The sequence below is a fragment of the Winogradskyella sp. PG-2 genome (assembly GCF_000828715.1).
Lineage (GTDB): Bacteria > Bacteroidota > Bacteroidia > Flavobacteriales > Flavobacteriaceae > Winogradskyella.
The window spans coordinates 333634-355151 of the sequence record NZ_AP014583.1 but is presented as its reverse complement, the minus strand read 5'-3'; the positions used below and the strand labels follow the sequence as shown (position 1 = coordinate 355151).

The window sequence follows — 21518 nt, the reverse complement described above, 5'->3', positions numbered from 1 at the left end:
AAACTAATTAATGCACTTATTTCGTTTTTGAAGTGCTTTCATTTATATTTACACAAGCATGTTTGCTCTGGATGAGCAGGACTTTATTTTTGGGAAATCTTTAACATTAATGCAGAACGATACTACACTTATTCAAGATTTAAAAAATAAAGATGAGCGTGCATTAGCCTTACTCTACGATAAATATTCTGGCGCAATTTATAGTGTCATTTTGAAAATGATCCATGATGAGGGTAAAGCCCAAAACTTACTTCAAGATACGTTCATGACCGTTTGGGATAAAGCAGAAAGCTATGACGAGGATAAAGGCCGTTTTTACACATGGATATATCGTATTGCAAAGAACAAAACGTTAAATGTGCTTCGGAAAACGGATTTGCTCATCCAAACCGATGATTTTAGTGTACATACTAATAAAGAAGATGCTATTAGTATAGAACCTGAGTATTCAAAACTCAATGGAGCGGTTACTACTTTACAGGAACACCACAAAGAAGCAATTGAATTGGTATACTTTAAAGGTTTAACGCACCAAGAAGCACATCAAGAAATGGATGTGCCTTTAGGAACATTTAAGTCTTACATACGTCAAGCTTTAAAACAGCTTCGAGCGACGTATGCAAAATCCTTAGGTCTAATATTACTAATACTAAATGCGCTATGAAGATAGAGAAGAAGTCGCTGTTAGAAAATGGATTATTAGAGCAAAATCTGCTCGGAGAATTCAATGCGACACAATGTGAGCAGATTGAGCAATTAGTTGTATCTGATGCTGAACTAAAATCTTACTTTGACCAATTAGAAGAAGTTTTTGAAAAAATAGGTTTAGAAAATTCTATTACTCCTCCAGCATTTGTAAAGTCAAATCTTTTGAAAGGTGTTATGGCAGAATCTAACGAAAAGTCTAAAGTTATAGCACTTAATAAAAATAATAATTCAAAGTTTTATTTAGGTATGGTAGCAAGTTTTGCTGCTTTATTAATGATTGGTAGTTTTTGGATGTACTCTCAACTTAATGAGGTAAAACAGCAGTTACAAGTTGTTGAAACAAATAACATAGAACTCAACTCTACTATTGAAGTCCTAAACGTAAAACTGAAAGAAAATAATGCGTCCTTCAATGCCATTGTAAACCCTGATACAGAGCAGTATATTTTGAAAGGAAATGCATCTTTACCAGAAGCAAAAGTGGTGAGCTACGTCAATCATCAGTCCAAATCTGTAATAATTAATACAGAACGATTACCAGAATTAGATGCGGATCACGATTATCAAATGTGGGCAGATGTAGATGGTGAAATGATAGATATGGGAGTTATTTCTAAAGACAAAACGATTATGACTATGGCATATATTGATGCTGCTGAATCTTTAAATATAACAATAGAGCCAGCTGGTGGAAATGATCAACCTACTGTAGCACGTTTGGTAACTAATGTGTATTTAAGATAAAAGATTTTCTAAAGCAGGTCTCAAATTAGCATACTTAAAATGAAACCCTTTTACTTCGATTTTCTTAGAGCTCACACGTTGGCTTTCATATAAAAGAATATGCATATCACCTAAAGCTAATTTCATGACAAATTTAGGTATGTTGGGCAGAATTAAAGGCCGATTTAAAACACTGGCGGCAACTTTGGTGAGTTCTCTATTACTAACCGCATTTGGTGCTACACCATTATAAATTCCTTCAAATTTATTTTGTAGAGTATATACAAATAAAGTAGCTAAATCCTCAATATGAATCCAACTTTGCCATTGTTTGCCATTACCAAAAGCTGCACCTGCTCCTAACTTTATAGGTTTCATAATTTCTGGTAAAGCACCTCCGTCTTTAGCTAAAACTAAACCAATTCTAATTTTAGCAACTTTACAACCTAAAGCTTTAAATCCATCTACTGCAGCTTCCCATTGTCCTACAACGTTACCTAAAAAGGATGAAGATACTTCAGTATAATTTTCTTCGTAATAATTTGTCTCACTTGTTGGATAAATACCAATGGCACTAGCAGAAACGACATGTTCTATCTTATACTGATGCGTTTTTATGGTATCTTGTATAAGTTGAGCGGTTATAGTTCGACTTTCGAGTATTTCTTTTTTGTAATCCGTTGACCAGCGCTTAGAAATAGATGCGCCAACCATATTAATAATAGCAGAAACGCCTTCAAAACATTTATGGTCTATCTCGTTTTTTTTTGGATTCCAGTAAAATCCCTTGTATTTAGAATCAGTACTGAGTTTAGATTTTGATGTCGTTAAGTAATGCACAGAAATGCCTTCTGCATGACATTGTTTTACAATCTCCTGTCCAATTAATCCTGTCGCCCCTGTTATTAAAACGGTCATTTTTTCTTTTTTATAAAGATACAAAAGGTTAAAACGGTTGTAGTAGTTTTTAGATTGGATTTAACGTTTGGTGAGTTAATAAGATGTAATTTAACTTTTTTCATTTCGTTGCTCTCAACATTTGACTCATTATGCTTCCCGATTGTTACGATCTCATTTTGCGTGCTCGTAACATTTCACGTTTACCTGGAGGTCCAGGTAAACGTTCAACCTCAAATCCCACAGCTTGCATAGCACGTCTTACACTTCCTTTAGCAGAATATGTAACTAGGACACCATTTTTTTTCAAGGCATTAAACATGATTTTAAAAATATCTTCTGTCCATAAATTGGGTTGAACACGTGCACCAAAAGCATCAAAATATATAATATTAAATTTATCTTTAGCGGTAATATCTTTGAAGAATTTTTGTTGTTTTTCTTGTTGAAAAGCTGATGTTATTTTATGTTGCTCTTCCCAAGAACAACTATGCATTTTATGAAATTCATCAGCGTGATTTTTTGAAATGAGTTCAACGTAATTCAGTTGTTCAATCTCCTCAGAAGAAACAGGGTATGCTTCAACTCCAACATAGTTAATGGATTGCTTTAGATATTCAGCTTTTATTAATGTGAGAAAAGCATTGAGCCCTGTGCCAAAACCTATTTCTAATATTGAAATTGGACTAGATTCTGAAATAAATTCAGCACAAAAGAAAAGCAAACCATGTTTTAAAAACACATGATTTGCTTCTTGTATAGCACCATGGATGGAATGATATTGTTCATCCCAGTCTTCTATCTGAATAGTTTTAGAACCATCAGATGTGGTGATTATTTTACGATTCAATTACTCAGTTTTAAGTAAGACTCCATCAGCTTCAAAACGATATTCTAGTTTTGGTTCAGTGATGGCTTCAATCTCTTCTTTAGATTTACCAGCATCTTCAGCATAGTGTCTTAATTCATCAACTGGAGTTTCAGTAACAAATGCTTTTCCGTTAACAACCACATCTCCCTCAGCATCTAGTGGCATAAAAAAGCCATAATCTTTAAATTTTACCATTACTTCGTTTTCACCATCCATATCTAAAGTCATCCAACAGCCTTTTTTAGAGCATACTTCTATGATTTTCCCTTTTATTTTAGTTGGTACAGTATCTCCAGCTTTCATGTTTTTATAATGTACCATCATACGCTCAGAAGTTAAAGCGTCTGCATCATTAATTTCCATTCCTATAGAAGCATAAGCAATTTCTTCTTTAACGTCTTGTATTTTAGTTTCAGCAGTTTTTGTTTCGTCTTTACAAGAAAGCATACTTAAAGTAAGAGCTATGAATAAGAGTATTTTTTTCATTATTAATAAGTTTTTTATTGATAAAATATTGAATTGCGAATTTACAAAATTTAAGGGAATATAGCCTTTTATTAACGGCATTGATTATGTATTTTTGCTAAATAAATCATAGGATTATGACTATTAATTACAGTGAGGATATTCATATAGAAAAATCTGAAACGACTAATATTTCCAATGTCGATTTTAATAATTTAGACTTCGGCCGTGTATTCTCAGACCATATGTTTGTTTGTGATTATAAAGATGGAAAATGGCAAACACCAAAGATTGTGCCTTTTCAGCCAATTAGTTTGGAGCCTTCTGCTAAGATTTTTCATTACGGACAATCTATTTTTGAAGGGATGAAAGCATACAAAGATGCTGAGGATAATGTGTTTTTATTCAGACCTATGGATAATGTAAAGCGTATGAATATTTCTGCTAAGCGTCTAGCAATGCCAGAAATACCAGAAGCATATTTTATGAATGGACTAGAAGAATTGCTTAAGGTTGAAAAGAACTGGATTCCTAAAGCTGATGGAAGTTCCTTCTACATTCGTCCTTTTATGTTTGCAACAGGGGAAGGTTTTCATGCCTCTCCAGCAGATGCTTATAGATTTATTATTGCTTGTGCACCTTCTGGACCTTATTTTTCTGGTAAAGTCAAAGTGCTGATAGAAGAGCAATATTCTCGTTCGGCTAATGGTGGTGTTGGTTTTGCTAAAGCTGGAGGTAACTATGCTGGCCAGTTTTATCCAACTCAATTAGCCAAAGAAAAAGGGTATCAGCAAGTTATTTGGACAGATGACAACACTCACGAATATATTGAAGAAGCTGGTGCGATGAACATATTTATTAGAATTAATGATACCTTGCTTACAGTTCCAACAAGTGATCGTATATTAGATGGAATCACACGAAAAAGTATTTTAGCAATTGCTGAAGCTGAAGGAATTGCCACAGAAGTGAGGAAAATAAAAGTATCGGAACTTATTGAAGCTTCTGAGAATGGTAGTCTTAAAGAATTGTTTGGTGCTGGTACAGCAGCTGTAATTTCACCTATCTCTGGCTTTGGTTTTAAGGATAAAGATTATGAGTTGCCAGTACTAGAAAACACTTATGGTACACTGTTAAAAAAGCGTATTACGGATATACAAACCAACCAAACAAGCGATCCTTTTAACTGGAGAGTAAAAGTGTGTTAGCTGTAATTTTCCGTAAACAATATTTTCATTTATTTATTTTTCTAAAATCTCTTTTATATGAGGCTTGAAGTAGTTAGGTCCTTTTAAAACTTTACCGTCTTCTCTGTAAATTGGTTCGCCATCGTCTCCAAGTTTACTCATATTACTACGTTGAATTTCTTCAAAAACCTCTTCGATTTTGTATTGCATACCATGCTCTATAATTGTGCCACATAAAATGTAAAGCATATCACCAAGTGCATCAGCAACTTCTACTAAATCATTCTCATTAGCAGCTTCTAAATATTCTTCATTCTCTTCGCGCATTAATTTATAGCGTAACATATTTTTATCTATGCCTAAGTCTGCTTTTGGTGTTTCTCTATGTCCTATTTTGAAGGCGGTATGAAATGTTTTTACTGCATTGATTTTGTCTTGCATTGTTGTTAGTTTATTAGTGGCTTAATTCCTATTTTTGCATAAAAATAAGCTAATGTTTAGTACTGGTCAATTGATTTTTGGAATATTATTCTTTATAATCTTCGCTATCGTTATTGCCTTTCAGTATCGAAAGGATTTGAAACTTCATAAGCGCTATTATAAAGGAACTATTTGGGTACTTCTTGCTTTTATTGGCTTTATAGGTATGATAGCTGCAGTTAAGTTTATTTTTATGTAATTATTTTTTAGGAGTTTTTAGGTCTCAGTTGTTTTATTAAAAAAGAACACTATGATTTTTCTCTATGCAATTTTGGTTTTAGTAATTATTAATGGTGCACTTCTATACTTCAGCTCAAATAAGAAACAACGTTAATTAAAAAAAAACTAGTCTAGATCAGAAAATGTTTCAGTGCAAAACTATCCCGCTTTAATACTCTAAATCTATTTGAAAGTATAAATATTATACCCTTATTAGATTCAAATAAAAAGATAATTAAAAAGCAGCTCGAAAAAGCTGCTTTTAGTTTAAATATTTTAATTGAACGACTATTTACTTGCTCCTACCAAAGTAACTTTCAGTTCAATATCATCATTAATAAAACTATCACCTAAGTTATCAAAGAAAGATTTTGATCCATGTTTTACATTCCACTTAGAGCGATCAATTGTAAAAGTTTCACTAGTTAAAGTTACTTTACCATCAATTACACTAGAAGTCACTGGGAAACTAATGTTATTTGTAGCATCTTTCAATTTTAAGTTACCAGAAAGGATTGTTTTACCTTCTACAGTTTCAGAACCTGTAATTTCAAATTGTGCTACAGGAAAAGCCTCTACATCAAAAAAGTCAGCACTTTTTAAATGACCTACAAGTTTCCCATTCCCTTTTTTTTCAGCTGGGATATCAGTAACGACGATAGTATTCATATCTATTAAAAACTTTCCACCCTCAATAGCTCCGTTGTTAATTTTTAGTTTACCATTTTTAATGCCAATGGTTCCATTATGAGATCCAGTAGGTTTAAAGCCTTTCCATTCAATCATTGATTGGTCTGTGTTCGTTTCGTAGGATACAGCAGTTATTTCTGCTACAGCAGCTTCTTCAGCTTTTGTCGTTTCTGCTTCTTTAGCTTTATCATTACAGTTTGTAAATGAAATTAAGGCTATAAAAGCGAAAATTTTAATAAATGAGGTTTTCATGTTAGTGTTTGTTTTGATTTATTTTTAAGACGCAAAGTTAATAATATACTTACCTAAAACTTTATAAAAAAATGTTAATGACATTTTGACATTTTTATAATAATGGCAGTACTTTTGCCATCTCTAAATCGAAGATTTAATTTTAGATTAAAAAATAGCACTCAAAATGAGTAAAAAAAATAAAAATAAAGACGTGGAAGAACCACAGGTAGAAGATACTGCAACATCTGAAGTTGAAGTAGAAGAACAAAAATCTCCGGAAGAGCAGTTACAAGATCAACTAGCTGCTGAGAAAGATAAGTTTATGCGTTTGTTCGCAGAATTTGAGAATTATAAAAAACGAACGACTAAAGAGCGTATTGAGTTATTTAAGACAGCAAGTCAAGATGTTATGGTAGCTGTGTTACCAGTTTTAGATGATTTTGAGCGAGCTTTGACACACATTGAAGATGATAAAGAAGCTGAAGAATTGCGTAAAGGAGTTTTATTAATTTATAATAAATTGATAAATACTTTAGAGCAAAAGGGCTTATCTAAAATCGAAGTAAAACAAGGTGATGTTTTTAATGCAGATGACCATGAAGCTGTAACTCAAATTCCTGCTCCTAGTGATGATTTAAAAGGAAAAATTATTGACGTTGTAGAACGTGGATATAAATTAGGCGATAAAGTCATTCGTTTTCCTAAAGTTGTTATTGGGCAATAAATAAAGCTAGTTTTTCTAATTTTTTGGAAATAAATTAAAAGATACCCACTTTCGTGGGCAGTAAACATGAAAGAAGATTATTACGAAGTATTAGGTATAAGTAAAGGTGCAACTGATGCTGAAATTAAAAAGGCATATCGTAAGATGGCTTTAAAGTATCATCCGGATAAAAATCCAGATAATACAGATGCTGAAGAAAAGTTTAAGAAAGCAGCAGAAGCTTATGAAGTTTTATCTAATGCAGACAAAAGAGCACGTTACGATCAGTTTGGTCATCAAGCTTTTGATGGTGGAGGTGGTTTCGGCGGAGGCGGAATGAACATGGATGATATCTTTAGTCAATTTGGGGATATTTTCGGTGGTGGCTTTGGTGGAGGCGGGTTTAGTGGTTTTGGCGGAGGCGGAAGACAGCGTGTAGTGAAAGGAAGTAATTTACGTATTCGCGTAAAACTGTCGCTCGAAGAGGTTGCTAATGGTGTAGAAAAGAAAATAAAAGTAAAACGTAAAATACAAGCAGAAGGTACAACATACAAAACCTGTAATACTTGTAATGGTGCTGGCCAAGTAACTAGAGTTACAAATACAATATTGGGACGTATGCAGACATCTGCTGCATGTCCTACATGTGGTGGATCAGGTCAAATTATTGATAAAAAGCCTTCTGATGCGGATGCTCAAGGTTTAAAAATTTCAGAAGAAACGGTTTCGGTTAAGATTCCTGCTGGTGTTGAAGATGGGATGCAATTAAAAGTTACTGGAAAAGGTAATGATGCACCAGGAAATGGCATTGCTGGTGATTTATTAGTCGTAATCTCCGAGGAGGATCACCCAACATTAAAACGAGAAGGCGATAATTTGCATTACGATATGTACGTGAGTTTGCCAGATGCAGTTTTAGGGACCTCTAAAGAAATTGATGCAGTTACTGGTAAAGTGAGAATTAAGATTGAAACAGGTGTACAATCTGGTAAAATATTAAGACTTAGAGGTAAAGGTATTCCAAGTATTAATGGTTATGGTAAAGGAGATTTACTTGTGCATGTAAATGTTTGGACTCCAAAGACTTTAAGTAAAAAGCAAAAAGAATTTTTTGAAAGCATGAAAGAAGATGAGCACTTTGATCCTAAACCAGAAAGCTCTGATAAATCTTTTTTTGAAAAAGTAAAAGATATGTTTTCATAAAAAAGCTTCTGTTAAAGAAAAAATATTATCTTTGAGTTATCGCTAATGCTAATTAGCGATAATTTTTCTTTTTCATAGCAATTTTTTCCCATCCTTGTCTAACCACGAGGGTGGGTTTTGTTTTTCTAACATTTTTTCTTGTTAAGCTTTATAAATAGTGGATAAATGTGTGTCAATTATACTTTAAAACTCTATAACATTTAATATATTTACGAGCTAACTTACCACCAAAACTTAATTATATATGAATGATTTATTAGTTGCTAATTCCGTGTCTAAGAATTTTGGAAATTTTAGAGCACTGAATAAAGTATCTATTGCTGTGCCAAAAGGTAGCATTTTTGGGCTTTTAGGTCCGAATGGTGCAGGTAAGACTACACTAATTCGTATTATTAATCAAATTACCATGCCAGATGAAGGTTCTGTACTTTTAGATGGACAGGCTCTAAAACCTGAACATATAAGAGATATAGGTTATTTGCCTGAAGAACGTGGATTATATAAATCAATGAAGGTTGGAGAACAATGTTTGTATTTGGCTCAACTCAAAGGGTTAAGTAAATCTGAAGCTAAAAGTAGACTAAAATATTGGTTCGACAAGTTAGAGATTGGTGATTGGTGGAATAAGAAAATTCAAGAGCTTAGTAAAGGTCAAGCTCAGAAGATTCAATTTGTGGTTACTGTATTGCATAAGCCTAAGCTATTAATTTTTGATGAACCTTTTTCGGGTTTTGATCCAATCAATGCTAATCTTATTAAAGATGAGATATTGCAATTGAGAGATGAAGGTGCGACAGTTATATTTTCAACCCACCGTATGGAATCTGTTGAAGAGCTTTGCGATCACATTGCATTGATTCATAAATCTAACAAAGTTTTAGATGGTAAACTGAATGATATTAAGCGTCAATATAGGACAAACACGTTTGAAGTTGGTTTAGAATCTGCTAATAAAGATAGGGTGCTTTCGGAAATTCAGAATACGTTTGAGGTATTTCCGGCTACTTTTAAAAATTTAAATGATGATATTAAGTTGAATATAAGAATAGATGATAATACGTCACCTAATGATTTACTCTCTTTTTTAACAGCCAAAGCCGAGGTGCACCATTTTGTAGAAGTTATTCCTTCTGCAAGTGATATTTTTATTCAAACTGTAAAAAATAACTAAGCATGAATCATTTACCGCTCATTATAAAAAGAGAATACCTTACAAAGGTTAAGAACAAGTCTTTCATTGTAATGACTTTTTTGAGTCCATTAATTATGATTGCACTTATTGCTGTGGTATCATATTTGGCTCAACTTAATAATGATAAACTTCGAACCATTTCTGTTTTAGATGAATCTGGATATTTAGATAAAGTATTTTTAAATACTCAAAATACAAATTATACGATTTTAAACGGATTGAATGTAGAAGATGCCGTAACTTTAGTTAAAGAGAAAGAAGATTATGGACTATTGCATATTTCTAAAGTAGATTCTTTAGATGCTTTTACCGATAATGTAAAGTTTTATTCTGAAGAGTCTCCATCTATAACTATAATGGCAAGTTTAGAACGAAAGATAGAAAAGCGCTTGCGAGATATGAAACTTCAGAAAGATGGTGTAACGCTCGCGCAGATTGAAGCTTCTAAAACAAGTATAGATATTGCTCAAGAGAGCTTCGAAGGAGAAAAAAGTTCTAAAATAGATAATATTGTTAAGCTAGCTTTTGGTGGTATTGCTGGTTACTTATTGTTTATGTTCATTATTATTTATGGAAATATGATAATGCGAAGTGTTATCGAGGAAAAAACAAGTCGAATTATTGAAATAATTATTTCTTCTGTAAAACCGATTCAATTAATGATGGGTAAAATTATAGGAACTTCATTAGCTGGAGTGACACAGTTTGCTATTTGGGTAATCTTAGGAGGTGTACTCATGACAGTTGTGTCCATGATTTTTGGTATTGATATAGCGCAAACATCGGCACAGCAACAACAAGAGATAATGAACCAAGCCATGGAAGCTGACAAAATGCAGACTATAGTTGAAAATGGCCTCACAGCAATAAATAATTTGCCTCTAGCTAATTTAGTTGTAGCATTTATATTTTTCTTTATTGGTGGCTATTTGTTATATAGTTCATTGTACGCAGCTATTGGTGCAGCTGTTGATAACGAAACTGATACTCAGCAATTTATGTTGCCTATTTTAATGCCTTTGATCTTGGCTGTTTATGTAGGTGTATTTACAGTAATTGATGATCCTCATGGTACTGTGTCAACGGTATTTTCATTTATTCCATTTACGTCGCCAGTAGTAATGTTAATGCGTATTCCTTTTGGTGTACCATTATGGCAACAAGGGCTTTCTTTATTACTACTAATTGGTACTTTTATGTTCGCTGTTTGGTTTGCAGCAAAAATTTATCGTGTAGGTATATTAATGTATGGTAAAAAGCCTACTTATAAGGAATTATTTAAATGGCTGAAGTATTAATTTATGATTCAGGATTTAGATGAAATAGAAGACAAAATAAAAGATAGTTCTGGCTGGGAACGAATAAGTGATTTTCTTAATAAACATATTGATTTAGGAGATAAAATTAGCATCTCAATCCTGGATGTACTAATTGTTATTACAGCAATATTTTTTACCACAATAATTCTAAGAATTATTCTTAGAATAGTTACAAGAAGCCTCCCTAAAGAAGATAAGGGTAAGTTTAATGTTGTTTATGGCTATTTTAGGTGGCTTGTCTATATAATCATTCTTTTAATAACGCTGCATAGCGTAGGAGTTAATGTGACTGCTGTATTTGCAGCATCAGCAGCTTTACTAATTGGTGTTGGTCTAGCACTGCAGACCTTATTTCAAGATATTATTTCTGGTGTATTTATTTTAGTAGATCAGTCGGTTCATGTTGGCGATATTATTGAGTTAGACGGAAAAGTAGGACGAATAGAAGAAATAAAACTAAGAACAACAAGAGCTGTAACTATAGATAATAAGGTTTTAGTTATTCCAAACCATTTATATTTAACCAATTCGTTATATAACTGGACTCAAAACGGCACACTTACTAGAGAGAGCGTTTCTGTTGGTGTCGCTTATGGAAGCGATGTACACTTAGTGAAAAACATATTGTTGCAAATTGCTCATGCTAATAAAGACATTATAGATATTCCAGAGCCTACAGTTGTATTTACTGATTTTGGAGATAGTTCTTTAAATTTTCAACTTATATTTACCTTAAACGATAGTTTTAAAGCTACATTCCCTAAAAGTGATATTCGATTTGAAATAGATCGTTTATTTAGAGAAAATAATATATCGATTCCATTTCCACAGCGCGATGTCCATATTATTCAAAAATAAAATTATATGATTAAACGCTTCTCAAATTGTAATATATTGCTAGTGTGGATATTAGTATGTAGTTTTCATTTTGCAGAAGCGCAACTTACTGATTTAGCTCGTTTAGAGTATTCATTTATACCTAACAGAAACTCTGAAGACAATTATACAAGATTAAGAGCATCGGTCAATTATCCTATTAAGATTAAGGATAAAGATTACTTAATCGTTGGAGCAGAATACAATAGAATAATACTGAATTTAGAAGATGACTATCAGTTTGATCAAAATAATTTGAATCGGTTAAATATTATTGATTTAAATTTAGGGTATACCTTTAAGGCTAACGAGAATTGGCGTTTAGGATTAAAAGTAAATCCAAGAATAGCTTCTACTTTGACAAGTACGATTACTTCAGATGATATATTTTTAAATGGAGGTATTTTTGCTGTTAAAGATAGAACCGATGCTAAAGATATTGAGAAACCATATCGTTTCATTTTTGGTCTAACATACAATACAACTGCAGGAGTTCCATTTCCACTTCCGTTTGTAAGTTATTATAGACGTGTTAATGACAAATGGTCGTTTAGTGTAGGAGTACCAAAATCTAATTTAAAATACTTTTTTAACGAACATAATATGTTACAAGTATTTGCTGGTCTTGATGGTTATTTTGCGAATATTCAAAAACCGATGCTTATTAATGAGCGAACTGTGAATAATATTTCACTTTCTATTGTTTTAGGTGGACTTGGGTATGAATATTGTTTTACAAAACATTTAGTAGCTTATTCTTATATTGGGTATACTTTTAGACTGAATAATGTGCTGAGAAATGAAAATAGAGATGAAGTATTTAAATTAAATGAATTAAATGCTTTTTATTTTAGAAGCGGAATAAAATTTAAAATATAATTATGTCAAAAATATTAATAATTGAAGATGAAGCGGCTATCCGCAGAGTATTAGTAAAAATCCTTTCGGAAGAAAGTGATGCTTATCAGGTTGAAGAGGCAGAAGATGGCTTAGCTGGAATTGAAAAAATAAAAAAAGAGGACTACGATTTAGTATTGTGTGATATTAAAATGCCAAAAATGGATGGTGTTGAGGTGCTCGAAGCCGTTAAAAAAATAAAGCCAGAAACACCTATGGTAATGATTTCTGGTCATGGAGATTTAGATACTGCAATAAATACAATGCGTTTAGGTGCTTTCGACTACATTTCTAAACCACCAGATTTGAATCGATTATTAAATACTGTTCGTATAGCTTTAGACAGAAAAGAACTCGTAGTTGAGAACAAAATGCTAAAAAAGAAGGTTAGCAAGAACTACGAAATGATTGGTGAAAGTGATGGTATTGCCCGTATTAAGGATATGATAGATAAAGTGGCACCAACCGATGCACGTGTTTTAGTTACTGGTCCAAATGGAACTGGTAAAGAGTTAGTTGCACATTGGTTACACCAAAAAAGTGAACGTTCTAAAGGCCCAATGATAGAAGTTAATTGTGCTGCAATTCCGAGTGAATTAATAGAAAGCGAATTGTTTGGTCATGTTAAAGGGGCTTTTACATCAGCAGCAAAAGATAGAGCAGGTAAGTTTGAAGCTGCAAATGGAGGCACTATTTTTTTAGATGAAATAGGTGATATGAGCTTATCAGCTCAGGCTAAAGTGCTACGTGCTTTGCAAGAAAGTAGAATTCAACGTGTAGGAAGCGATAAAGATATTAAAGTCAATGTACGTGTTGTTGCTGCAACAAATAAAAACTTAAAAAAGGAGATTGAGGACGGGAAATTTAGAGAAGATTTATATCACAGATTAGCTGTGATATTAATTGAAGTACCTGCATTAAATGATAGAAGAGAAGATATTCCTTTATTGATAAATTATTTTACAGATAAGATTTCTAAAGAGCAAGGCAACGCAAAAAAGTCCTTTTCGGATAAGGCGATTAAGTTGCTGCAAAATTATGATTGGACAGGTAACATTCGAGAATTACGAAATGTAGTAGAGCGTTTAATTATACTTGGTGGAAAAGAAGTTAGTGAAAGTGATGTCAAAGCTTTTGCTAGTAAATAATATAGAAGTATCTACTTACTTTTTGTAATAGATAAATTATTAAAAAAGTTATTAATCCGAAGTTTAGCTTCTGGATTAATAGCTTTTTTTTCTATCCATGAATGCGTACTTCCTAGATAAGTCATACCAAGATAATCAGCTGATTCTCTAAAAGGCATATCAAATCCATCCTTTAAATCACCCGCATTGCTACAACTTATCATTGCCATTTGCTTGCCTCTTAGTTGTCTTCCTAATGATTTGTGATTAACTAAAAGGTCAGAAATTCTATCAAAAAACACTTTTAAAATCCCACTCATGTTATACCAATATACTGGCGTTGCAAAAATAATGATGTCATATGTTTTTATGATTTTTGTAATTGTAGGTAAGAAGTCATCATCAACATTTTTAAATTCGTAATCGTAATGACTAATTTCTTTTTTATGTAAATCAATGACATCAAATCCATATTTTGACTCTATATAGCTTACAATTTTACTTGTGTCTCCAACACTTCTAGAACTTGCTTGTACAATTACTGTATTACTCATAAGAATTTAATAAACACTAAATAACACATTTTCATCATACAAATATTGAATTCTGAATAGAAACATTAAATAATCATAAAGAGAAAAACAATAGCAATTTTCATATCTTTAATGCTCAATAAACTTTACTTCAATTAATAGACTTTATGATATCAATAGATCTTAATGATTTTAAAATTACATCTAAAATTAACCTTAAAGACCAGCCAACAAAGATTAATGTTGATGTAGATGAAGATACGGTTAAGGACGAATTAAAATCGGTTCGTAAGAAGCTAGGAAAATTACAAGATACATTATATGCGCATGGAAAATACTCCGTGTTAATATGTTTGCAAGGTATGGACACATCTGGAAAGGATAGTTTGATAAGAGAAGTGTTCAAAGATTTTAACGTAAGAGGTGTGGAAGTGCACAGTTTTAAAGTACCAACCGAATTAGAATTAAAACACGATTATCTATGGAGACATTATATTGCTTTGCCAGCTCGAGGAAAGTTTGGTGTTTTTAACAGAACGCATTACGAAAATGTTTTAGTAACACGTGTGCATCCTTATTATATAATGAGTGAGAATATTCCAGGCATAGATGATGTTTCAAAAATTGACGATGCCTTTTGGGATAAACGTTATGAGCAGATTAATAATTTTGAAAAACACATAGCAGAAAATGGTACTATTATATTTAAATTCTTTTTGAATCTTTCTAAAGGTGAGCAGAAATACAGATTATTGAGGCGTTTAAACAAGCAAGAGAAAAATTGGAAATTTTCTTCAGGCGATTTAAAAGAGCGTAAACTTTGGGATAAATATCAAGACTGTTATGAGGAGGTTTTAAATAGAAGTTCTAAACCACATGCACCATGGTATAACATTCCTGCAGATGATAAACCAGTGGCGCGTTATCTGGTTGCTAAAATTCTATATGACACACTAAGCGCATATTCAGATATTGAAGAACCAGTATTACCAGATGACGAAAAAGCTAATATTAATTTATATAAACAACAATTAGAAAATGAAAACTAGATTACTTGCTTTAGTTTTATGTTGCGTATTTACTTTTAACTATGCACAAACGGATGAAACTGTTTTAAAAACAATTTATTCTACATCACTAACTAATGGTAAAAGTTATGATTGGTTAGATCATATATCTAATAATATAGGTGGTCGTTTGTCTGGATCAACAAACGCAGAACTTGCTGTGCAATATACTAAAACAGAACTTGAGAAACTTGGATTAGATAAAGTTTGGTTACAACCTGTTATGGTACCAAAGTGGGTAAGAGGTGAAAAGGAAATGGCATATTTTGAAATTTCTGGTGAAATCAGTAAAGTTAATATTTGTGCTTTAGGAGGTTCTATTGCTACACCAAATGGAGGAATAAAGGCTAAGGTTTTAGAAGTAAGCACGTACAAAGATTTAGAAGCCTTGGGCACAGAAAAAGTGAAAGGTAAAATTGTGTTTATTAATAGAGCTTTACAAACAGAATTAATTAATACGTTTCAAGCTTATGGTGGTTGTTCTACTGAACGCTATAGAGGTGCAGCAGAAGCAGCAAAATTTGGTGCTCTTGGTACCATAGTGCGTTCACTAAGTTCTCGACAAGATGATTATCCACATACTGGTAGTATGAGTTATGGAGATTTACCTGTTGAGAAACGTATTCCTTCAGCAGCAATTAGCACTAATGATGCTGTTAAATTAAGTGAAGCTTTAAAAAATAATAGCAATCTTGAATTCTATTTTGAGCAAAGTTGTCAGCAATTTGAGGATGTACAATCATACAATGTTATTGGTGAAATTACAGGAAGCGAATATCCAAATGAATTTATGATAGTTGGTGGTCATCTAGATTCATGGGATTTAGGAGATGGAGCACATGATGATGGTGCAGGAGTTGTGCAATCTATGGATGTTATTCGTTTATTAAAAGAGAGCGGTATTACCCCTAAACGAAGTATAAGAGTCGTATTGTTTATGAATGAAGAAAATGGATTAAGAGGAGGGCGAAAGTACGCTGAGGTTGCTAAAGAAAAGAATGAAAAGCATGTATTCGCTTTAGAAAGTGATGCAGGAGGATTTACACCAAGAGGTTTCAGTTTTGATTGCAGTGATCTTATGTTTTCAAAAGTCGAAGCATGGAAACCTTTATTTAAACCTTATTTAATTCACTATTTTGAAAAAGGAGGTAGTGGTGCAGATATAGGCCCATTAAAAAATAATGATACTGTGTTGGCTGGATTAAGACCAGATTCGCAACGTTATTTCGACCATCATCATGCAGCTAATGATACATTTGAACACGTAAATAAACGCGAATTAGAGTTAGGTGCAGCTACGATGACTGCATTAGTGTTTTTGATGGATAAGTATGGTACAGATACGATTACAAAAACTAAAGAAATAAAGGATTAAAGAGCTATTGAAAAAAAGAGGCAATAAACATAGGTTAAAAGAAATTCGTAAGGAAAATAGATTTTTGAATTGGTTAATTCTAAGTTTAGGTTTGGTTTTTTTTTTGCAGGTTTAATTAAACTCTTGTTTTTCAAACCAGAGGTGGCTATAAATGCTAGATATTTGCAGTCAACAGTTGATAGTGGTGGTGTTATATGTATAACAGGTTTAATACTTTTAATCTGTTCTATTTACAGATTTAGAAATAAAGAAAAGGTAATTAAAGATACTCTGGATTTAGAAAAAAAATAAGATATGAAAAGATTTATAGTTATAGTGACCTTAGTTATATTTAGTCGATTGGCTGCCCAAGAAAACACAGAACTACCTTACTATGAAGTGCCAGACTATTCAGAAAAATTTACTGCTGGTACTATGGTAGCAAGAATGGTAGATGCACTTGGTTTTCGATATTATTGGGCAAGTGATAGTTTAACAGAAAAAGATTTAGCTTATAAAGCAAATGAAGACGGAAGATCATCAAAGGAAACAATTAAGCATATTTATGATTTGTCTAAAATTATTGTGAACTCAACATTAAAGAAACCGAACGCTAGAGTTAACGAAAATTTATCATATTCAGATATGAGATCAAAAACTTTGACTAATCTCAAAACTGCTGCAGATATTTTAAGGTCTAGTGAAAATGTGTCTCAATATAAAATCATTTTTGGTGAGCAAGAAATTCCGTTTTGGAATCAGGTTAATGGACCAATTGCAGATGCGATATGGCATTGTGGACAGTTGGTTATTTACAGACGTAGCACAGGTAATCCAATAAACCCAAAAGTGAATCATTTTTCGGGTAAAGTCCGCGAGTAAAGTATTACAGAATTCGTTCTTTGTATTTTAATAATAATTTAACACCTAGTAAGAAACTTAAATACTTTTGTCAGTTAATTTTACATTGAACTAATCGCAGTAAAACCTAACTTATGCGTTCCTTTTATCTCACTTTAGTTTTCGCATGTTGTGGGATACTTTTTGCTTCATCTCAAGAAAAGCTACAACTGCTATTTAGAGTCATAGATACAGAATCTAAAAAGCCTGTTCCTTATGCAACAATTAGATTTGTTAATAATAGAAACGGTACTGTAGCAAACATTCTAGGAGATTTTAGAATACCTATTCGATACAAGAAAGAAAATGATTCCTTAATAATAAGTTGTATTGGTTACAGTACTAAAATAGTTCCTCTTAATTCCTTAACAGAGCAACCTTACCATACGATATTTATAATTCCTAAGACCGAACCACTTAATGAGGTCGTTGTAAATGGTAAAAACAACAAAGAATTATCAGCTAAAGAAATTGTAAAGAAGGCCATAGTACACATTAAAGACAATTACCCTGTAGACCCTTTTTCATATATAACCTATTACAGAGATTATCAATTCGTAGATGAAAAATATATTAATTTGAATGAAGGTATTGCACAAGTTTTTGATCAAGGTTTTTTAACACATAAAATAAGTGATCCCTTAAATAATACGGCATTATATAGTTATGAATTGAATACTGAGTTTACTAGAGACACATTGTTAAGTAATTCTGTTTATAATGATACAAAACTGATTAGAGATGGAAAAATGGGTAGTAGTATAGGTAATGAATTAACGCTATTAGATATTCATAATCCAATAAGAAATTATAAAAGTGGTAGCTTTTCATTTGTTTATGTTTTTGAAAAGGACTTTGTTAAAAATCATAAGTTTTATAATAAAGGCTCTATTTTTTTAGATGATGAAGAACTATATAAAATTGAGTTTTCAGCAAAAACCTATATAACTGGATATACCTACAATGCTAATGGGTTTATTTATATATCTAAAGAAGATTTTTCAATACATCGGTTTGATTATAAATTATATTCTAACAGCTTAAAAAAGTCAGTTTTCACTATAGATATTGAATATAAACGGCAAGAAAATGATAAAATGTATCTAAACTATATAACCTTTAATAATAATTTTTTCATAACACCAAAGGGCGCTTTAAAAATTGAAAGCTGGGAATACACTAAAGAAAAAAACTTATTTACAATAGAATTTAATAGAGTATTGGATACAGTTATAGCACCGCGAACAAATGATGCCAAAATCTATTATAGGGATAGAAGATTGGGTGTTAAAGAAATATTATTTGTTAAACCTAAAACGATTGAGGTAAAACTTAAAAAGGAATCATCATCCTTTTTAAATCAACAGAATATAGAAGAGAAGGCATTATTTACTCTGAAACTTAAAAACTTTAAAGATGAACAAGGTTTTGAGATGGGGAAATCAAAAGTTGAAGGTCATCAATTTAGGGAGCTATTTGTTCAACGTGTATTTTTGAATAAAGCATTAGATACTAATTTACAGTATGTAAAAAAAGGTAAATCATTAAAAGAAGCTTTTATAAATGATTTTAAAACTGAAGATTACTGGCTTAATTCCCCATTAAAAACTACTGATAATTAGATGAAACTTAAAGACGCATAAAGCACAAATAAATATTAATTGCTATATTTTAATCGATTGTACATTTTAATTAAATCGTTACATTTATAAATATTTATAATAAAGAATGTCTGGTTACCTTAAACAAATTCATCCTGTTCTACCAGTTAAAGACGTTTCCAAAGCTGTAGATTATTATGTAAGCAAATTGGGTTTTCAACTTGCATTTAGAGATGCCACAAGTGTCCAGGGTTATGCAGGTGTTAGAAGAGATTCAATAGAGATTCATTTACAATGGCACGATAGTAGTGAATTGGATAATGGTTTAAATACACAAATGTTACGCATTTATGTTGATAATATTGAAGCTTTACATGAAGAATTTAAAACGCAAGATGTTTTTCATGACAATACATCTTTAAAAGAAACTCCTTGGGGAACTAAAGAGTTTGCATTTTACGATTTATATAAAAATGGATTAACATTTTACAGAGATAAATAAGCCCTTTATAAAATATTTTGAATTAATATGAAATTTAAATACGTACTGTCATTGTTTTTATTATTCAGTGTAATTATCTCAGGGTTTGCTCAAACCCCTAAAGAGTTATTATGCAAAATTTTAGACTATGAATCAAAGTATCCTGTATCATATGCTACAATAAAGTTTGAAGGTACACCAAATGGTGTTATTGCTGATGAAGAAGGCGAGTTTAGATTGCCAATAAATTACAAAGAATCGTATGAGAAAATTGTTATTTCTTCGATAGGGTTTGAAACTCTAAAAATAGATTTGAACACGCTAAAGATTAATACGATTAATACAATCTATTTAGAACCAAAGATAGAAGCATTAGGTGCAGTTTTAATTTCTGGTAGTACAAAGTCTAATAAAAAAGATATACGTGTTGAAGATATAGTTAGAAATTCGATTGGGAAAATTCCAACAAATTATCCTTACTCGCCTCATTCTTATATGTCATATTATAGAGATTACCAATTGGTGAATAATAATTATTATAATTTAAATGAAGCAATAGTTGAAAGTTTTGATGCTGGTTTTAATACAAGTAAATATTTATATAAAGACAATACATCTGCAATTTACTCTTATAATGTAAATAATAAATTTTATCAAGACACACTTTTGTTAAATAGCATTTATGGAAAATCTAAAACCTTAGTTTATGATAATAGTGCTAAACTCGGTACAGAAATTCAAAACGAATTAGAAATTTTAAATATTCATAATCCTATTCGAAATTACAATAAAAGTAGTTTTTCATTTATATATGTTTTTAGAGACGATTTTGTTAATAATCATCGTTTTAAATTGTTAAGTGTAAAGTATATAGATGATGTCCCTTTGTATGAAATTGAATTTATAACTAAAGAAAACCCTAATTCAAAATATATGGGTGCAGGTAAAATTTATATAGCTAAATCTAATTTTGCCATTCACAAAATAGAATACAGTGTCTTTTCAAACAAGAATTATAATTCTGCGAGATCTAAAGACAATGCTTTTGGAAACTTATCTCGTAAATCGGGTAATATTTTATTTGAAGTAACAGTAGAATATAAAGTAGTTGGAAACAAGATGTTTCTCAATTATATGACTTTTAATAACCGATTTATAATTAAAGAACCTAATCCGTTTAAAGTTGAAAGTTTTGATTTTGATCCAAATGATCAATATTTTTATATCAAATTTAATAAACCAGTTGATGAATCAACTATAAAAAGGAAAAGCAATTTTAAGTTAAGGTATCAAGATAAAAAATTAATTGTCAGAGAAATAAGACTAGAAGATATTAATACTGTAAGGATAAAGGTTTTGGATTGGTCAGCGGGCATATCAACAAATGTACAGTCCGTAAAGTCCGAAGATTTTTCTTATAAATTAAAAAAGATTAAAGATACATTTGGCACAGTAATTAACAAAGAATCTCGCTTAGTTGGTTATCAATTTAGAGAGTTATTTACACAAGAAATATTTGAAAGTAAAAAACTACCTTCAGATTTAATTTTTGTTAATAAGGCCATGCCACTTCAAAATACACGAGTAAATATCCCAAATTTTAACTTAGATAGATATTGGGTTAATTCTCCACTTAAACAAACTAAAGCTTCTAGTCGTTAACAAGTTTTAAATACTAACGATCATTACTCTTTATTTTCACCGTCATCTTCTCGCTTCATTTTTATATATCGAGATACTAACCGTACTCCTAATCTTGCGAAAAGGATTACGGCAAATACCATTACTAAA

General features: G+C 31.6%; 23 protein-coding genes. 17 read left to right on the top strand and 6 right to left on the bottom strand.

What is annotated here, in order from left to right; translation table 11 throughout:
* Positions 1-109 precede the first annotated feature (109 nt).
* Positions 110-664: an RNA polymerase sigma factor gene (locus WPG_RS01695; RefSeq protein WP_045475049.1), complete on the top strand. Its 555-nt coding sequence runs from the start codon at positions 110-112 to the stop codon at positions 662-664.
* Positions 661-1452, top strand: coding sequence for an anti-sigma factor domain-containing protein (locus tag WPG_RS17175; RefSeq protein WP_052471118.1), 792 nt, complete (start codon positions 661-663; stop codon positions 1450-1452). The genes WPG_RS01695 and WPG_RS17175 overlap by 4 nt, the downstream gene beginning before the upstream one ends.
* Here the strand turns inward: WPG_RS17175 and WPG_RS01685 are convergent.
* The 3 genes from WPG_RS01685 to WPG_RS01675 all read right to left on the bottom strand — a co-directional run bounded on the left by WPG_RS01685 (position 1444) and on the right by WPG_RS01675 (position 3685).
* Positions 1444-2349: a TIGR01777 family oxidoreductase gene (locus WPG_RS01685; RefSeq protein ID WP_045468548.1), complete on the bottom strand. Its 906-nt coding sequence runs from the start codon at positions 2347-2349 to the stop codon at positions 1444-1446. The two genes, WPG_RS17175 and WPG_RS01685, sit on opposite strands and share 9 nt — an antisense overlap.
* Before the next feature lie 145 nt (positions 2350-2494).
* The gene (mnmD, locus tag WPG_RS01680; RefSeq protein WP_045468547.1) at positions 2495-3178 is read right to left on the bottom strand and encodes a tRNA (5-methylaminomethyl-2-thiouridine)(34)-methyltransferase MnmD; all 684 of its coding nucleotides are present in this window, start codon (positions 3176-3178) and stop codon (positions 2495-2497) included.
* The gene (locus tag WPG_RS01675) at positions 3179-3685 is read right to left on the bottom strand and encodes a DUF4920 domain-containing protein (protein ID WP_045475045.1); all 507 of its coding nucleotides are present in this window, start codon (positions 3683-3685) and stop codon (positions 3179-3181) included.
* A gap of 116 nt (positions 3686-3801) precedes the next feature.
* Between WPG_RS01675 and WPG_RS01670 the strand changes: the two genes are divergently transcribed.
* Positions 3802-4872 carry a branched-chain amino acid aminotransferase gene (locus tag WPG_RS01670; RefSeq protein ID WP_045468545.1) on the top strand — a complete coding sequence of 357 codons (1071 nt, stop codon included), beginning with the start codon at positions 3802-3804 and terminating at the stop codon, positions 4870-4872.
* A gap of 33 nt (positions 4873-4905) precedes the next feature.
* Here WPG_RS01670 and WPG_RS01665 read toward each other — a convergent pair whose 3' ends face one another.
* Entirely contained in the window at positions 4906-5292 is a 387-nt protein-coding gene (locus WPG_RS01665; RefSeq protein WP_045468543.1) for a nucleoside triphosphate pyrophosphohydrolase family protein, read from the bottom strand.
* A gap of 52 nt (positions 5293-5344) precedes the next feature.
* Here WPG_RS01665 and WPG_RS01660 point away from each other — a divergent pair, with 52 nt between their 5' ends.
* On the top strand, positions 5345-5530 hold the full coding sequence (locus tag WPG_RS01660; protein ID WP_045468541.1) for a hypothetical protein: 186 nt from the start codon (positions 5345-5347) through the stop codon (positions 5528-5530).
* 308 nt (positions 5531-5838) lie between these two features.
* On the opposite strand, the gene WPG_RS01655 is transcribed toward WPG_RS01660, so the two are convergent.
* The gene (locus WPG_RS01655; RefSeq protein WP_045468539.1) at positions 5839-6492 is read right to left on the bottom strand and encodes a YceI family protein; all 654 of its coding nucleotides are present in this window, start codon (positions 6490-6492) and stop codon (positions 5839-5841) included.
* Between the two features lie 166 nt (positions 6493-6658).
* Between WPG_RS01655 and WPG_RS01650 the strand changes: the two genes are divergently transcribed.
* From WPG_RS01650 to WPG_RS01620, 7 genes are all read left to right on the top strand, one after another.
* Positions 6659-7198: a nucleotide exchange factor GrpE gene (locus WPG_RS01650; RefSeq protein WP_045468537.1), complete on the top strand. Its 540-nt coding sequence runs from the start codon at positions 6659-6661 to the stop codon at positions 7196-7198.
* Positions 7199-7264: 66 nt separating this feature from the next.
* Positions 7265-8380 (top strand): molecular chaperone DnaJ, encoded by a 1116-nt coding sequence (gene dnaJ / locus WPG_RS01645; protein ID WP_045468535.1) that lies wholly within the window; start codon positions 7265-7267, stop codon positions 8378-8380.
* Positions 8381-8624: 244 nt separating this feature from the next.
* Positions 8625-9551, top strand: coding sequence for an ABC transporter ATP-binding protein (locus WPG_RS01640; protein WP_045468532.1), 927 nt, complete (start codon positions 8625-8627; stop codon positions 9549-9551).
* A 2-nt stretch (positions 9552-9553) separates the two neighbouring features.
* The gene (locus tag WPG_RS01635; RefSeq protein ID WP_045468529.1) at positions 9554-10870 is read left to right on the top strand and encodes an ABC transporter permease; all 1317 of its coding nucleotides are present in this window, start codon (positions 9554-9556) and stop codon (positions 10868-10870) included.
* A 3-nt stretch (positions 10871-10873) separates the two neighbouring features.
* Positions 10874-11749, top strand: coding sequence for a mechanosensitive ion channel family protein (locus WPG_RS01630; RefSeq protein WP_052471117.1), 876 nt, complete (start codon positions 10874-10876; stop codon positions 11747-11749).
* Positions 11750-11755: 6 nt separating this feature from the next.
* Positions 11756-12646 carry a DUF6268 family outer membrane beta-barrel protein gene (locus WPG_RS01625; RefSeq protein ID WP_045468527.1) on the top strand — a complete coding sequence of 297 codons (891 nt, stop codon included), beginning with the start codon at positions 11756-11758 and terminating at the stop codon, positions 12644-12646.
* Positions 12647-12648: 2 nt separating this feature from the next.
* Positions 12649-13812, top strand: coding sequence for a sigma-54-dependent transcriptional regulator (locus tag WPG_RS01620; RefSeq protein ID WP_045468525.1), 1164 nt, complete (start codon positions 12649-12651; stop codon positions 13810-13812).
* A gap of 11 nt (positions 13813-13823) precedes the next feature.
* Here the strand turns inward: WPG_RS01620 and WPG_RS01615 are convergent, their stop codons facing one another.
* The gene (locus WPG_RS01615; protein WP_045468522.1) at positions 13824-14345 is read right to left on the bottom strand and encodes a flavodoxin family protein; all 522 of its coding nucleotides are present in this window, start codon (positions 14343-14345) and stop codon (positions 13824-13826) included.
* Between the two features lie 146 nt (positions 14346-14491).
* Between WPG_RS01615 and WPG_RS01610 the strand changes: the two genes are divergently transcribed.
* From WPG_RS01610 to WPG_RS01580, 6 genes are all read left to right on the top strand, one after another.
* The gene (locus WPG_RS01610) at positions 14492-15373 is read left to right on the top strand and encodes a PPK2 family polyphosphate kinase (protein WP_045468519.1); all 882 of its coding nucleotides are present in this window, start codon (positions 14492-14494) and stop codon (positions 15371-15373) included.
* Positions 15363-16766: a M20/M25/M40 family metallo-hydrolase gene (locus tag WPG_RS01605; RefSeq protein ID WP_045468516.1), complete on the top strand. Its 1404-nt coding sequence runs from the start codon at positions 15363-15365 to the stop codon at positions 16764-16766. The genes WPG_RS01610 and WPG_RS01605 overlap by 11 nt, the downstream gene beginning before the upstream one ends.
* 294 nt (positions 16767-17060) lie before the next feature.
* On the top strand, positions 17061-17627 hold the full coding sequence (locus tag WPG_RS01595) for a hypothetical protein (protein WP_045468510.1): 567 nt from the start codon (positions 17061-17063) through the stop codon (positions 17625-17627).
* 113 nt (positions 17628-17740) lie between these two features.
* Positions 17741-19267, top strand: coding sequence for a carboxypeptidase-like regulatory domain-containing protein (locus tag WPG_RS01590; protein ID WP_045468507.1), 1527 nt, complete (start codon positions 17741-17743; stop codon positions 19265-19267).
* Positions 19268-19373: 106 nt separating this feature from the next.
* Positions 19374-19748 carry a glyoxalase superfamily protein gene (locus WPG_RS01585; RefSeq protein WP_045468504.1) on the top strand — a complete coding sequence of 125 codons (375 nt, stop codon included), beginning with the start codon at positions 19374-19376 and terminating at the stop codon, positions 19746-19748.
* A 27-nt stretch (positions 19749-19775) separates the two neighbouring features.
* Positions 19776-21389, top strand: a complete 1614-nt coding sequence (locus WPG_RS01580; RefSeq protein ID WP_084221498.1) for a carboxypeptidase-like regulatory domain-containing protein — start codon at positions 19776-19778, stop codon at positions 21387-21389.
* Positions 21390-21518: the final 129 nt, after the last annotated feature.

What these genes read in the sequence shown, in the direction of transcription:
- WPG_RS01695 (WP_045475049.1), top strand. Translation starts at nt 110, where the DNA reads ATGCAGAACGATACTACACTTATTCAAGATTTAAAAAATAAAGATGAG.
- WPG_RS17175 (WP_052471118.1), top strand. Translation starts at nt 661, where the DNA reads ATGAAGATAGAGAAGAAGTCGCTGTTAGAAAATGGATTATTAGAGCAA.
- WPG_RS01685 (WP_045468548.1), bottom strand. Translation starts at nt 2,349, where the DNA reads ATGACCGTTTTAATAACAGGGGCGACAGGATTAATTGGACAGGAGATT.
- WPG_RS01675 (WP_045475045.1), bottom strand. Translation starts at nt 3,685, where the DNA reads ATGAAAAAAATACTCTTATTCATAGCTCTTACTTTAAGTATGCTTTCT.
- WPG_RS01670 (WP_045468545.1), top strand. Translation starts at nt 3,802, where the DNA reads ATGACTATTAATTACAGTGAGGATATTCATATAGAAAAATCTGAAACG.
- WPG_RS01665 (WP_045468543.1), bottom strand. Translation starts at nt 5,292, where the DNA reads ATGCAAGACAAAATCAATGCAGTAAAAACATTTCATACCGCCTTCAAA.
- WPG_RS01660 (WP_045468541.1), top strand. Translation starts at nt 5,345, where the DNA reads ATGTTTAGTACTGGTCAATTGATTTTTGGAATATTATTCTTTATAATC.
- WPG_RS01655 (WP_045468539.1), bottom strand. Translation starts at nt 6,492, where the DNA reads ATGAAAACCTCATTTATTAAAATTTTCGCTTTTATAGCCTTAATTTCA.
- WPG_RS01650 (WP_045468537.1), top strand. Translation starts at nt 6,659, where the DNA reads ATGAGTAAAAAAAATAAAAATAAAGACGTGGAAGAACCACAGGTAGAA.
- dnaJ (WP_045468535.1), top strand. Translation starts at nt 7,265, where the DNA reads ATGAAAGAAGATTATTACGAAGTATTAGGTATAAGTAAAGGTGCAACT.
- WPG_RS01640 (WP_045468532.1), top strand. Translation starts at nt 8,625, where the DNA reads ATGAATGATTTATTAGTTGCTAATTCCGTGTCTAAGAATTTTGGAAAT.
- WPG_RS01635 (WP_045468529.1), top strand. Translation starts at nt 9,554, where the DNA reads ATGAATCATTTACCGCTCATTATAAAAAGAGAATACCTTACAAAGGTT.
- WPG_RS01630 (WP_052471117.1), top strand. Translation starts at nt 10,874, where the DNA reads ATGATTCAGGATTTAGATGAAATAGAAGACAAAATAAAAGATAGTTCT.
- WPG_RS01625 (WP_045468527.1), top strand. Translation starts at nt 11,756, where the DNA reads ATGATTAAACGCTTCTCAAATTGTAATATATTGCTAGTGTGGATATTA.
- WPG_RS01620 (WP_045468525.1), top strand. Translation starts at nt 12,649, where the DNA reads ATGTCAAAAATATTAATAATTGAAGATGAAGCGGCTATCCGCAGAGTA.
- WPG_RS01615 (WP_045468522.1), bottom strand. Translation starts at nt 14,345, where the DNA reads ATGAGTAATACAGTAATTGTACAAGCAAGTTCTAGAAGTGTTGGAGAC.
- WPG_RS01610 (WP_045468519.1), top strand. Translation starts at nt 14,492, where the DNA reads ATGATATCAATAGATCTTAATGATTTTAAAATTACATCTAAAATTAAC.
- WPG_RS01605 (WP_045468516.1), top strand. Translation starts at nt 15,363, where the DNA reads ATGAAAACTAGATTACTTGCTTTAGTTTTATGTTGCGTATTTACTTTT.
- WPG_RS01595 (WP_045468510.1), top strand. Translation starts at nt 17,061, where the DNA reads ATGAAAAGATTTATAGTTATAGTGACCTTAGTTATATTTAGTCGATTG.
- WPG_RS01590 (WP_045468507.1), top strand. Translation starts at nt 17,741, where the DNA reads ATGCGTTCCTTTTATCTCACTTTAGTTTTCGCATGTTGTGGGATACTT.
- WPG_RS01585 (WP_045468504.1), top strand. Translation starts at nt 19,374, where the DNA reads ATGTCTGGTTACCTTAAACAAATTCATCCTGTTCTACCAGTTAAAGAC.
- WPG_RS01580 (WP_084221498.1), top strand. Translation starts at nt 19,776, where the DNA reads ATGAAATTTAAATACGTACTGTCATTGTTTTTATTATTCAGTGTAATT.